Source organism: Desulfovibrio aminophilus DSM 12254 (assembly GCF_000422565.1).
GTDB classification, from domain to species: Bacteria; Desulfobacterota; Desulfovibrionia; order Desulfovibrionales; family Desulfovibrionaceae; genus Aminidesulfovibrio; species Aminidesulfovibrio aminophilus.
The window spans coordinates 1-12793 of record NZ_AUMA01000003.1 but is presented as its reverse complement, the minus strand read 5'-3'; the positions used below and the strand labels follow the sequence as shown (position 1 = coordinate 12793).

The 12793-nt window shown below is 55.9% G+C and carries 12 protein-coding genes, 1 tRNA gene and 1 pseudogene; 8 read left to right on the top strand and 6 right to left on the bottom strand.

Annotation, left to right across the window (positions count from 1 at the left end):
- The first annotated feature begins 42 nt into the window (after nucleotides 1–42).
- The 6 genes from H587_RS0100070 (at nucleotide 43) to H587_RS0100045 (ending at nucleotide 6055) form a co-directional block, all read left to right on the top strand.
- Nucleotides 43–1515, top strand: a complete 1473-nt coding sequence (locus tag H587_RS0100070) for an SLC13 family permease (protein ID WP_027174511.1) — start codon at nucleotides 43–45, stop codon at nucleotides 1513–1515.
- Nucleotides 1516–1774: 259 nt separating this feature from the next.
- A complete protein-coding gene (locus H587_RS16680) occupies nucleotides 1775–3550 on the top strand; it encodes a sensor histidine kinase (protein WP_084630287.1) in 1776 nt (591 codons plus the stop codon).
- Nucleotides 3547–3978, top strand: coding sequence for a response regulator (locus H587_RS0100060; protein ID WP_027174510.1), 432 nt, complete (start codon nucleotides 3547–3549; stop codon nucleotides 3976–3978). Before H587_RS16680 ends, H587_RS0100060 begins: the two co-directional genes overlap by 4 nt.
- 13 nt (nucleotides 3979–3991) lie before the next feature.
- Nucleotides 3992–4396: a response regulator gene (locus H587_RS16675; RefSeq protein ID WP_169432730.1), complete on the top strand. Its 405-nt coding sequence runs from the start codon at nucleotides 3992–3994 to the stop codon at nucleotides 4394–4396.
- A 27-nt stretch (nucleotides 4397–4423) separates the two neighbouring features.
- Nucleotides 4424–5860: a transferase gene (locus H587_RS0100050; protein ID WP_027174509.1), complete on the top strand. Its 1437-nt coding sequence runs from the start codon at nucleotides 4424–4426 to the stop codon at nucleotides 5858–5860.
- A 106-nt stretch (nucleotides 5861–5966) separates the two neighbouring features.
- Nucleotides 5967–6055, top strand: a tRNA-Leu gene (locus H587_RS0100045).
- A gap of 468 nt (nucleotides 6056–6523) precedes the next feature.
- Here H587_RS0100045 and H587_RS20425 read toward each other — a convergent pair.
- From H587_RS20425 to H587_RS0100020, 6 genes are all read right to left on the bottom strand, one after another.
- A complete protein-coding gene (locus H587_RS20425) occupies nucleotides 6524–6721 on the bottom strand; it encodes a hypothetical protein (protein ID WP_156904404.1) in 198 nt (65 codons plus the stop codon).
- 165 nt (nucleotides 6722–6886) lie between these two features.
- Nucleotides 6887–7486, bottom strand: a complete 600-nt coding sequence (locus H587_RS16670; protein ID WP_051202335.1) for a recombinase family protein — start codon at nucleotides 7484–7486, stop codon at nucleotides 6887–6889.
- A gap of 192 nt (nucleotides 7487–7678) precedes the next feature.
- The gene (locus H587_RS0100035) at nucleotides 7679–7978 is read right to left on the bottom strand and encodes a hypothetical protein (protein WP_027174508.1); all 300 of its coding nucleotides are present in this window, start codon (nucleotides 7976–7978) and stop codon (nucleotides 7679–7681) included.
- 254 nt (nucleotides 7979–8232) lie between these two features.
- A complete protein-coding gene (locus tag H587_RS20060) occupies nucleotides 8233–9702 on the bottom strand; it encodes a conjugal transfer protein TraH (RefSeq protein ID WP_084630285.1) in 1470 nt (489 codons plus the stop codon).
- A 63-nt stretch (nucleotides 9703–9765) separates the two neighbouring features.
- Nucleotides 9766–10059, bottom strand: a complete 294-nt coding sequence (locus H587_RS20760; protein ID WP_169432729.1) for a hypothetical protein — start codon at nucleotides 10057–10059, stop codon at nucleotides 9766–9768.
- A complete protein-coding gene (locus H587_RS0100020; protein WP_156904403.1) occupies nucleotides 10056–10868 on the bottom strand; it encodes a hypothetical protein in 813 nt (270 codons plus the stop codon). Before H587_RS0100020 ends, H587_RS20760 begins: the two co-directional genes overlap by 4 nt.
- A gap of 751 nt (nucleotides 10869–11619) precedes the next feature.
- On the opposite strand from H587_RS0100020, the gene H587_RS0100010 reads away from it, so the two are divergent.
- Nucleotides 11620–11958 (top strand): type II toxin-antitoxin system HicB family antitoxin, encoded by a 339-nt coding sequence (locus H587_RS0100010; protein WP_027174504.1) that lies wholly within the window; start codon nucleotides 11620–11622, stop codon nucleotides 11956–11958.
- Nucleotides 11959–12573: 615 nt separating this feature from the next.
- Nucleotides 12574–12793, top strand: a pseudogene (locus H587_RS21340) (IS1380 family transposase); the annotation flags it as partial.

Here is a 12793-nt window from a genome sequence, read left to right as displayed (position 1 = left end):
CGGCCGGAAGGCCGCGAAATCGAATCACGAGGAGCGAGGACCATGAGCACCGCAGAAGCCGTCGAACCGCAGAAGCTCGATCTCAAGAGAATCTTCTTCATCCTCCTGGGAGTGGCGTTGTTCGTCACCGTCTACTTCTCCCCGTCCTGGCCCGACGCCGTGGACCCCCTGGGCAAGCACTTCGCCCTGTCCCGCGAGGGCAAAGGCGCGCTGGCAGTGTTCCTCCTGGCGGGCGTCTGGTGGGTCTTCGAGGTGGTCCCCATCGGCGTAACCTCGCTCATGATCGGCATCCTGCAGGCCCTCTTCTTCATCCGCAAGCCGGACGTGGCCTTCAAGGACTTCATGGACCCCTCGGTGCTCTTCATCTTCGGCTCCATCGTCATCGGCCTGGTCTTCACCAAGACCGGACTGACCAAGCGCATGGCCTACAAGATGCTCATGATCGTAGGCGAGAAGACGAGCATGATCATGCTCGGATGCTTCCTCGTCACCGTGTTCCTGACTCATCTCATGGCCCACACCGCCGTGGCGGCGACCATGTTCCCCCTGTTCATGACCATCTACTCCCTCTACGACGAGGAGATGAAGCCCTCGAAGTTCGGCAAGGCCATGTTCATCGGCCTAGCCTACGTCTGCGGCGCGGGCTCGATCATCACCCTGCTCGGCGCGGCGCGCGGCATCGTGGCCCTGGGCTTCTACAAGGAGCTGGCGGGCAAGGAAGTGAGCTTCTTCGAGTTCACCTACTACTTCGCGCCGATCGGCTGGGTCATGACCTTCCTGCTCTGGGGCTTCTTCATGGTCCTCTTCAAGCCCGAAAAGCCGGTGATCCACGGCCTGCGCGAAAAGGCCGCCACCCTGTACAAGGCCCTGGGCCCGGTCAGCGCCAAGGAGATCACCGCCGCCCTGCTCATCGGCGGAGTCATCGTCTTCATGTCCCTGCAGTCCTTCATCCCGGCCATCAAGCCCCTGAACAAGTCGGCGATCATGCTCGTCTGCACGGTGCTCTTCTTCGTCTTCAACATCCTGGACATCAAGGACCTGGAAGACATTCCCTGGAACATCATCCTGCTTTTCAGCGGCGCCATGAGCATCGGCTTCTGCCTCTGGGAGACCGAGGCCGCCAAGTGGCTGGCCGTGAACTGGCTGGCCATGTTCAAGGAGGCCAACTGGTTCATCTTCGTCATGGGTGTGGCCTTCTTCGTTCTGGTTATGACCAACTTCATCATGAACGTGGCGGCCATCGCCATCTCCCTGCCCGTGGCCCTGGTGCTCTGCCCCTACCTTGGAGTGGCCCCGGAGGTCATCCTCTACGCCTCCCTGGTCTGCGCGGGCATGCCCTTCCTGCTCCTGGTGGGCGCGGCGCCCAACGCCATCGCCTACAACTCCAGACTCTTCACCAGCGGTGAGTTCTTCCGTTACGGCCTCATCGCCAGCGTCCTGCTCCTGGCGGTCCTGGCCCTGTTCATCACCGTGATCTGGCCCATCATGGGCATGCCCGTAACCCTGGCCGGCTAGGCGGCAGCAACGATGGACACCACCGCCACGGCGGATCGCGCCTCGACCTTCAGGAATCCGGATTTCCGGAGTTCCCGGGGCGCGCCCGCCGCGGCGGGCGTCTCCGGGGGACGAGGGCGGACACGCTCCAGCGCCCGCCTCCTCCGGCAGGACAAGCCGGGACCGTTTTTGACCGTGCTTCCGCCCATGGTGTACACCTGGGACAGACGCCACGCGTTGCACACCTGACTCTTCACGAGGCCCGGAAACGGAGGTCGTCATGGCGAAATGCAGTGTGATCCAGGGAGAAGCGCAACGGCAACAGGCCGACAAGCGCCTGGAATACGCCAAATTCCGCCGGGCCATGACCCTGGTGGTCACGGCCGTGTCCATGACCCCTCTCCTCCTTCTGAGCGCCGTGCTCTACTTCAGTTATCACGCGGTCTACGAGGGCAAGGTCTTCGATCACTTGGAGGCGGTGGTGGAGCGTCACGCCCTGGCCATCGACGAGTTCCTCTTCGAGCGTCGCCAGAACGTGCGCATGCAGGTGGATTCCTACACCTACGAACAGTTGCGCGACGAGTCCCTGCTCAACGACCGCCTGCGCAAGATGCAGAGCAACTACTCCAACGACTACGTGGACCTCGGCCTGGTGGACGAGAAGGGCCTGCAGCCGGCCTACGCCGGGCCCTTCCGCCTGCTCCAGGCGGACTACGGCGCGGCCCCCTGGTTCCGGCAGGCCATCGCCGAGGACCGCTTCATCAGCGACGTATTCTCGGGAATCCGGGGCACCCCGCACTTCATCGTCACGGCCCGGGGTCGCAAGACTGGCGGAGAGGCGTTCATTCTCAGGGCGACCATCGATTTCGCCCACTTCAACGAGCGCGTGCGCCAAATCCGCATGGGAACCACCGGCCTGGCCTTCCTGGTCAACCGCCAGGGCGAGTTCCAGACGAACCTGCGGCCCGACGAAACCGTGGACCACGCCGCCCTGGCCGAGTTGGCCGCCCGCGACTTCTCCAAGAGCCTGCCCGCGCATCTGGAGAAGGCCAACCCCCAGAACCAGACCATGATCTACGTGGCCTACCCCCTGAAGATGAAGGACTGGATCCTGGTCTTCCAGCAGGAGAAACACGAGGCGTTCTCGCACCTCTACAACGCCCAGCTCATCTCGGTCAGCGTCCTGCTCCTGGGCGGCTTGGCCATTGTCGGCACGGCCCTGGCGCTGATCCGGCGCATGGTCCAGCGCATCTCCGCCGCCGAGCAGGACCAGGAAGTGCTCCAGAAACAGGTGGTGGAGACCGGCAAGTTGGCGGCCATCGGCGAGCTGGCCGCCGGCATCGCCCACGAGATCAACAACCCGCTGGCCATCATGGTCGAGCACGCGGGCTGGATCGACGACCTGATGAAGGGCGAGAACACCTCCGGAATGAAGAACTTCCAGGAGATGCAGAACTCGCTCAAGGAGATCGAAATCCAGGGCCGCCGCTGCAAGGAGATCACCCACAAGCTGTTGAGCTTCGCCCGGCGCACCGACTCCCGGGTGCAGGAGACCCAGCTCAACGACCTCATGCAGGAGGTGGCCGGGGTCTCAGCCCAGAAGGCCCGCTATGGCAACACCCTCATCCGCCTGGACCTGGACCCGGACCTGCCCACGGTGCACATCTCGCCCACGGAGATGCAGCAGGTGCTCCTCAACCTGGTGAACAACGCCATCGACGCCATGAACAAGCCCGAGGGCGTCATCGTCATGCGCTCGCACCGGGACGGCCCCTGGGTCGTGCTGGAGGTCGAGGACAACGGCCAGGGCATCCCCCAGGCCAACATGCCCCGCATCTTCGAGCCCTTCTTCACCACCAAGCCGGTGGGCAAGGGCACGGGGCTCGGATTGTCCATCTGTTACGGCATCATCGACAAGAGCGGCGGGACCATCTCCGTGGACAGCACCCCGGGACAGGGCACCGCATTCACGGTGCGGCTGCCCGCGACCCTGCCCGGCTCCACCGCCGAAACCCAGCAACCGGAATCGATCCCGAACAAAGGAGACGACATATGACCATGGCCAAGGTTCTGCTCATCGACGACGAGTCCGGCTTCCTCGAGGTGCTCTCCAAGCGCCTGGAAACGCGCAATCTGTCCATAGTCACGGCCCTGAGCGGCGAGGCGGGGCTCAAGGCTCTGGGCAAGGACCACGCCCTGGACGTGGTCATCCTGGACGTGAAGATGCCCGGCCTGGACGGCATTCAGACCCTGCAAATGATCAAGAAGGACTTCCCCCTGGCCGAGGTGATCATGCTCACCGGCCACGCCACGGTGGAGACCGCCATCGAGGGCATGAAGCTCGGAGCCTTCGACTACCTCATGAAGCCCTGCGACATCGACCTGCTCGTGCAGAAGGTCCAGGAGGCCAAGGAAAAGAAGGCCAAGCATGAGGAAAAGATCGTGCAGGCCCAGTTGAAGGAGATCACGAGCCGCATGGCCTAGGATGGATCGCGAAATGAACCGGACGGCTCCCGTCAGCGTCATCCTCGTGGACGATGAGGTCTCCTTCGTCACCGTGTTGGCGAAACGTCTGGCCCTGCGCGGTCTCGACTCCCTCGCAACCACCAGCGGCCCGCAGGCCATCCAGGCGTTGCGCAGCCGCGACTTCGACGTGGCCGTGCTGGACCTGAAGATGGACCGCATGGACGGCATGGAGGTGCTGCGTCTCTTCCGACAGATGCTGCCCTCCATGCGAGTCATCATGCTCACCGGCCACGGCGGCGAGACCGAGGCCCGCCAGGCGATCATGGCCGGAGCCTACGACTACATCATCAAACCCTGCGAATTCGAGGATCTTCTGGCCAAGATCGAAAAGGCGGCCGACGCGGCCCGCCGGAGCCGAGACGAAAACACGTCCTGAGCGCCCGACGCGCCGAGGAGCCGCAGCATGCTGCAACTTCAGCGACTGACCGAAAGCATCATCGCCCGCATCAACGTCAACCTGCGCAAGCACGGCTTCGACGCGGGCAAGTCCCTGCGGGAGCAGATCCGCATGGACCAGTTCACCAACTTCTACGCCTTCTACGGACTGACCTCCGAGCACCCGCTCCTGTTCCGCTTCGAGCGTTCCAGCCTCTCGGGCAGCTACCTGCTGGGCAAATGCGTGGTGCTCGACTCCATCGTCTACAAGAGCGACGTGCGCGGCGACGAACTCAAACGCCGAACCGGCCGTTTCGACGTGGAGGGCATGCCCGTGCCCATGCACACCGACGAGAGCATCCACATCCGCGACAGTTACCTCATCAAGACCCTGGTGCATAATTTCTCCCACGATCCCATGTACCCGGAGAGTTTCCCGATCCACAACACGGCCTCGATGTTCTACGCCAACATTCACGGTTCCCCCTCCGAAGGCTGCTTCATGGGGGCCTTCTCCACCGTGGATCTGACCACGGTACGCAACTGCGTCATCGGGGACTTCGCTTACGTGCAGACCGGCGAACTGTTCGGCGAGAGAGTCGAACCCGGGCACATCTGGATCCGCTCCGAGGGGAATTTCGACTTCAGCTACAAACACCCGAAAAGCGTGCTCAAGCGCTATGTGGGCTCCGAGCCGGGCAAGCGCCCGGACGGGGTGTTCATGAAGTTCCTGGACCAACGCAAGCCGGACTACGAGCGGGTCTTCGGCTACCTCTACGCCACCGAGCCCGAGCACACGGCCAAGGGCAGCTTCGTCAGCCGCTACAGCGTGGTCAAGGGCAAGAGCCACATCGGCGAGAACGCCCTGGTGGCGCAACGGGCCTACGTCGAGGAATCCTGGCTGGGCAAGGGCGCAAACGCCCAGGAGAACTGCTACATCCTGCACTCCCGACTCGACGGTCTGGACGTGACCGCCCACGGCGGCAAGGTCATCCACACCCGCCTGGGCCGCAAGGTCTTCGTGGGCTTCAACGCCTTCCTGCGCGGCACTCCGGAGTTCAAGCTCAAGATCGGCGAGGGAGGCATCGTCATGCCCCACACCATCATCGACCTGCGCGAACCCCTGGAGATTCCGCCCGCCACCATCGTCTGGGGCTACGTGCGCTGCGCCGAGGATCTCAAGCGCAACAGTATTTCCATCGAAGAACTGAGCAAGGTGCGCGGCAGGATCAAGGTGGGCGGGATGACCTTCGAGGGTGACGGCGGGACCTTCGTCACCGGCTTCGCCGGGCGCATCGAGCATATCCTGGAAGCCAACGGGGCCTTCTACGACGGCTTCGACAACGCGGGGCACGCCCAGATGACCAAGAACATCAAGTACAACATCATCCAGCCCTATTCCGACACGGACCTCATGGGCATTTACCCGAGCATGCGCATCTACCCCATGGAATACCAGTCCTGATTTGCGCCCCCAGTCCAACGGGAGGTTGGCTCTAGAGAAACCCGCCAAGGGGCGCCCTGGAAGCCGTTGCGTGCGAAGCTTCAACCCGCTATGGTCGCGACGGCGTGCCCGGGTGGCGAAACTGGTAGACGCAAGGGACTTAAAATCCCTAACTCCGCGAGGGGTGTGCGGGTTCGACTCCCGCCCCGGGTACCAAGTAAAATCAAATAATTAAGATGTAAGTTTCAATCCTCACGCCAACCCAATCTCTCCCCAGAAAAACTGATTTGTCCCCCTATTGTCCCCCGTCTGTGGAAATATCATTGGCCTCCCCAAAAGGGCGCTACTCCATTAACCAAGTGATCGGCGAAAGGCATACGACAGCGACAGGCCAGCCTAGCGTTTGCGGGAGGCATGAGGCTCCAAGATAATCACGGCGCACCGGGGCGGACGAAAACGCCCCAAGTTCCAGGACGGGAGACCCTTGCGCCGCTTCAGGCATCGCTAGGAGATTGAACACCTTTTAGCTTGGATGCAGAACATTATGCGCGTGATCGCATACTACGAGCGACACGTTGAAAACTTATGTAAAAATGATCAAAATTTGATGCATTGTCATCAAACTATGTTTTTTTGATAGTCGTTTACTTCGAATAATAAGATGAGATTCCATCTTGTGTAGCCCTAGTCACTTGCATATTCATCATCAATTTCAATACCTTCTTCAATCTGTAGTTGAATATTTTTATCAGCATCCCTCAAGATAGCATTGTACAGATCATACGCATTGTGCGCCTTGCTTATAGATTCTAGTACTTTCTTTGCTTTTTCCTTCATCTCGATGTCTGCTGGAAATGGCTCTCCAAGCGTACCTGAACGCATGCTTCCGCATGCCGCAGCGAGCAGGGAATTAAAAACATCATTATGCACAGACTTCCCTTAATATAATGTCAAAGTCTCCAGGAATAATGGCATCTGAAGCTTGAGAGTAAGCCGGGAAACAAACAATAAAAAACACCATAACTGCAAAAAGAATGGTCATTTTGCTCATTTAAAATTCCTCATTTCCTGGGTTGAATTATTCAAGCCCACCAAAGCGCCTCTCTTGATGACTCGATAAAGCGTCTGGCGGCTGATCCCGTACTCCCGAGCCAGGGCAGACTTATCCGCCCCGCCTACGGCCCTGTCGCGGATCACCCGTTCCATGTCCGGGGCCAGCTTCCTCTCCCTGCCCAGGTGCTTGCCCTGGGCCTTGGCTTTGGCAATGCCCTCCCGCTGCCGTTCCTTGATGAGCGCCCGCTCGAACTCGGCTACCGCACCTATAATCTGGAAATGAAGCTTCTGGAACGGGTTGTCCTGGCCGGTGAAGGTCAGGCTCTCCTTGTGGAACTGGACGGCCACGCCCTTGCCTGTGAAGGTCTGGAGCAGGGCCAGGAGGTCTTGAAGGTTCCGGGCCAGTCGGTCAATGGAATGGACGTGCAGGGTGTCCCCTTCCCGGACGTACTCCATGCAGGCTTGAAGCTGGGGCCTAGCCGTGTCCGCCGCACTGGCCTTCTCCTCAAACACCTTGTCCAGCTTCACACCGTCAAGCTGCCTGTCCGTCTTCTGATCCGTGGTGCTCACCCGAACATATCCAACTTCGGACACGTCTACCTCCTGGGTTCATGCAACGGAAGGCTTACCTTTTGGAACGCCCCCCAGGTGTCCGGGAAACGGCTTTTTGCCGTGTTTCAAAAGGTTCATTTTGATTATTGTGACATGCATTCTCAAAAAGTCAAGAACTTTTAAAACAAGAAAGCCCCCTCCCGGGGGCCTCCAATTGGGAATGGGAATGGGTGTTTACACCATCTGCCTTCGAATTTTTTTTGCCACCTCCCGGGCCAAATGGCCAATTGGGCCGTCGTCCTCGAACGCAATCACTCGCATGGCCCGCCAACGGCCTCTTATATTTTTACTCTGCCACTCTTGAAATGCGGCTTCCCTCATTTCATCCAACCCCTTGGTCTCGTTGATGGCTTCAGAAAGGTTTGTAAAATCCGGCCCGTTTGCCAGCAGGCAAAGGGTATACGGCTCCATCTGATCAAAGATTTGCCGTTTAACGTCAATATCGAGTTCATTCTTCTGGTGTTCGCGTTCCATCTTCTCATCCTCAGACTCTGGCGGACTTCTCCCACCGCCACCTCCACTTCCTGTTTTTGCAGCACAAGAGACCAGTTACAATGAAAGACAACCAAAGCGCGGCCCCAAGAGTTTCTGTAAAATTGGCAATGGTGCCACAATTGAGCAAAAAAGAAAGGCTGAAGCAAATCGCCATGCTGCTGGCCAAAATACAAATGTACACACATCCTTCCTTAAAAAAATCCTTCATCTTCAGACTCCTTTATTTGATGTTTTTATATCAAACCCTTATTCCTGACGAACCCTTGTAATTTTGATCTCATTTCCGTATATTCCATTATTGTCTGCATGTTTTGTTGAAATTCAGTTTGCACAAAATTTGTTTGATGATAAATTTGTTGTTTAAACTGATTTATATTGTCTGAAATTACGGCAAAACCTTGCTCAAATGAGTCATGTGACCCCATTTGGGCTACTCTGGCATTTTGAAGTCCTTGTTTGTTTTTAGTAATTAATTGATATGCCTTATTTACAGTAGCGTTCATAATGAATAGCGCATGGCCGAGCGCAGCCATTGATGTTAATGTTTGCCGCTCAGCACTAGATGCGAATTGCCCAGTATCTCTCATTCTAAATGCATACGTGTTAATGATTTGATAAATTGGCAATGAACTTTGTCCAATTACAGTTTTTGCAGGCTCACTTAAATCCCCAGATGGATTAGTCGCCATAAGGTTAAAAAGTTCATCCATACCAATTTTTGCCTTTTGTCCAACTCGAAGATTGACAGGCAAAGCTTCTTGAACACATTCTCCAGTCTGATAGCGAAATCCGACCTTAATGTGTGGCGTATCTGATTGTTCAAGCATCGCGTTAATATACTGAATCGGCTCTGTTTCACATGAAGTAACAAAGTTGACTGTTCCAGTTGATTTAGATGAATCAGCCCCATCTCCTTTTCCAGGAGGAACGAAAATAATGTCTCCAAACATCCCGCGTACCATGGCAATGAATTCATCACTCAACCAAACAGGATTGGTCTGAGCTTCTTTTTCTTTTACTTTTTCCCACAGACTGCCTTCAAGTGTGAGGTATTCCTTGCATTTATTCAGATCATCATGGTTGGTGATGCCATAGCAATATTCATATTCCAAAACCTTATCGACTTTTTGTCTCAATGCGTCAGCAGTTTCGGTCAACATGCCCAGGGATTGGGAAAGCCAAGAATTTTCTTTATTCTCTCCGCGGGGATTCTCCGCGCCCAACATGGAAGCGATGGAGTCGCCGCCCAAATTAGTGAGGGCCTGGGACGCCTTGCATTCGTCCATCGCCAGGCTGTTCAAAGAGTTTGCCAGGGAGTTCAAGGAACTCATGGCATCGTCGCACTGCGTGCAGAGAGAGGAAAGCGCGAGCTTGAAAGCAAAAGCCGGGGCTGCCTGGAGGATATTCTGAAACATCTTCACCAGGTACTCCGGGTTCAGGAAAGAAAAGCCACCCCAAAAGGAGTCGATGCCGCCGCAACCGATCTGCATTTTGGGCGGCGTGATGGAAAAAATAGGTTCGCGGTTGGTCCGAGTGCGGTAAGATATTCCGCCGGCTGCGAAGTACCCGCGCTGCTGTGATTCCCAGGAACCTGAGTCATGGATCAACAAATCGTCGCCAAATTGATCAAACCATGTTTCAGCCGCGGCTCCCGAGGGAATCAGAAGAGTGAAGACCAGCACCCAAACAAGGATGGCCCGCATGGCTCCTCCTTTTTTTATTGTGACATAATTCAGCTTTCAGCTCATTTTTTTTGCATTTTTCTTTTATTTATGTCTACAAAAAATAGATTTCTGATCTTCTATTTTTGATACACCATATTTTTGGACGATCCACAACAATAGATTTTCTGTTCTATAAACAACTTTTCTTCCGATTCGTACCGCACCTGCAGGGCCTTCGCCCCTGGAGTCGGCATTCCTCAAGGTTTTTTGGTCAATGATGAATCCCAGTAAATGGCTTACCCTCTCTCTTGCGATCATTCTTGGAAGCGATGGAAGAAAAAGATCAATTATTTCTTGCTGTTCTTCAGTTAAGATGGGAATTCTGGGGGTGCTCACTGGGCACCCCCGGCCTTGGCCAGCTCCTCGGTCAGGGCCGCCCGATCGGCTCTTCTTTTTTCGCGCAACACCATAAAATCATTGTTTATCTTCGGGACATCAGCAATTTTTTTGCCCTTCATGTTTGTTTCCAAAACTGCCTGAGCCCGGCGAGCCCCAGCGGCCGCCGCAGCTCGGCACGCCTCAGCGGCCTTGGCCCGCCGGGCCTCAGCGGCCCGGCCCTGCTCCTGCGCCAGGGCGGCCTGGCCCCGGCCCTGCTCCAGGGCCCGGTCAACCCACGCAAGCGGTCGTAAAATATAGTTATTTTCATCCGATCGTGACGCCTGGTGCGCCACGGCAACGGCCTGATCCAAAATCCCTTGACGATCCCAGAATGATAGACGGGCCGCCAATTCCTCAGGGTCCAGGCGGGCCGCCAGCTGCGGCCCCAGGGCCTGCAAAAAGGCGGCCTCGGCCTGGGGCCGGAGCTGGCGCTGTGCCCCACCCATTAAATTTAAATCGACCTGGAGGAGCACTGCCAGCCCTCCCCCGGGCAGGGGCCGCAGGACCGCAACCCCTAGGACTTCAAGGACTTTCAAACCATGTCGCCGGGCATCGCGGGTCAGGCCCAGGGCCTTGTGGCCGGGGGCCAAGCGCTCCCCGAGCCGCAGCGCCCGGGGGCCAGGAGCTTCCCAGCAGCACGGCCGAGAATTGGCCATGGCCTCAAATATAATTAATGGAGCTGAAGACTTACGCTGCCTTAAAATTTCCAAAACTTGATCCTCGCGCGGAAGCAGACGTTGTTTTTCTTTTAGCGACCTGATACTCATTTTTTTGTCCTTCCCTCCCCCTTGGGGGAGGCACCTGGAAGGGACCGACGAGGCCGGCAGGGTGGTGGAACACCCTGCCGGCCGCACATTTTTTATCCCTGTCTCTCATTAAGCCAGCGATAAAATTGCTTTTTCTCAAACAAAAATCGCCTGCCGACCCGAAGAGCGGGCGGCAAATCCTTCACCCGCCCCAAGCGAAGTAAATTCTTCAACGAATTAGGAGTCTTATACCTCAAAATGGCGGCCATCTCCTCGGCGGTAAAAAAATCTATTTTTTCCAACGTGTTATCAATATTTTTGTGCATCTCGACCTTTCCTCTTCTTTAAGTTCAATTTTTAACAAAAAATACCATTTTCAAAGCAAATGTCAACTAACCAATTAAAATAATTGAATTAATTAGTTTTTTTAGGTCAAAAAAATGAACATAACATATTTAAATAACTAGCTTTTTAAAAAATTGGCGGCACTTTTCTTGAATATATGTAACAATTTAAAATTAAATGATAATTTTTTAGACCCGAGGCAGGGGACGCCCTATATTTTTCCCGTGAGGCCGGGTCTGAAACATGAAAACTTGACTCCCGAACATTTTTTTGGAGAGGCAAGGCAGGAAGGGACAAGCCATAAGGTCTACAAAACTCCCTGGGAAGGCGACCCGCGAGTCAACATTCAGGAAAAAAACGGAAAAGGAAAAGGCTACCAAGTTAAGCAAGTGCTTGCCGCAATAAAAAAATTGCAAGGAGGTGCGAAGTGAACGTACAGCACTACTCCTATCGTGTTATTTGGTCCGAAGAAGATCAAGAATTTGTGGGGCTTTGCGCTGAATTTCCCAGCCTTTCCTGGCTTGATGAAAGCCAGCTCGCCGCCTTGGAGGGAATTGTTCACCTTGTGGGCGAGGTGATCACTGACATGGCAAAAAACAATGAACAGCCCCCCGCGCCCATAAGTCAGCGAAAATTCTCGGGCCATATCTCTTTGCGGACTACCCCGGACGTGCACCGTGATCTTGCGCTTTCAGCAGCCGAACGTGGAGTGAGCATCAACAGGTACATCAATTCGCTTGTGACCAGCCGGGGGGCGTCTGCTTAAGAGTTCAGGCCCGGCCTTGTGCCGGGTCTGAACTCTACCCTATCAGGGCGCGGTTCCTGGCCTCCGGCGACCCGCCTGCCGTCGCCAAGCGCCCGGGGCGCTCCGCATGTCCAGGCCTCCCGACGATGAGGGAGGGGGGGCCAGTGCCCCAGGAAATGCCCCTCTCGCGCGCCCGGGGGGGGCTAGGATGTAGCCTAGCCTCCACGACTAAGGGAAGGGAGGGGGGGACAACTCCAGCTTCATCAAATCTTGAGCTGAAACTTGCCTCGAATCTGAGGCAAAAAGTGACGTTTGTCTTAGATACATGCCGATTTGCGTGGACGCGTTTTTTGGAGCCCCCACCGCTCGTCGCCTTTCCCCTCTCCCCGGCTGCCTTTCATGCCCGGCCCCGCGCCGGGCCTCTTACTCTTTTTAACTCTAAGATATTATATAAGAAAAAAACCGGTCGGCTTTTTCTTTACCGGGTTTTAATATACTTCTTTAAGTTAATATATACCTAATCTGAGCGATTCTCCTGCCTGACACAACATCAAAGCTGGCCTATCGCCTTGTTTTTGTTTACAATCACATCCAACAACAAATCATGATTATTTCACCCATCAGGTGGAGGGCTGGATGTCAAAACTCAAGAATACCAAAGCAAAATTTATCGACGATGTCCAGGTCACGAGCGATTGCCTGACAGGCCGAGCCGGGCTCAACCTCTTTACTCGCTATCTTCGCGGCATTGACTTTTTCCCCCACATCAACCGTCTCTTCGGCTCCATGCGCAAGAACCCCAAGGGCACGCCCATCGATGAACTTTTCAAGCAGGTGCTCTGCTTCCTCTTTGACG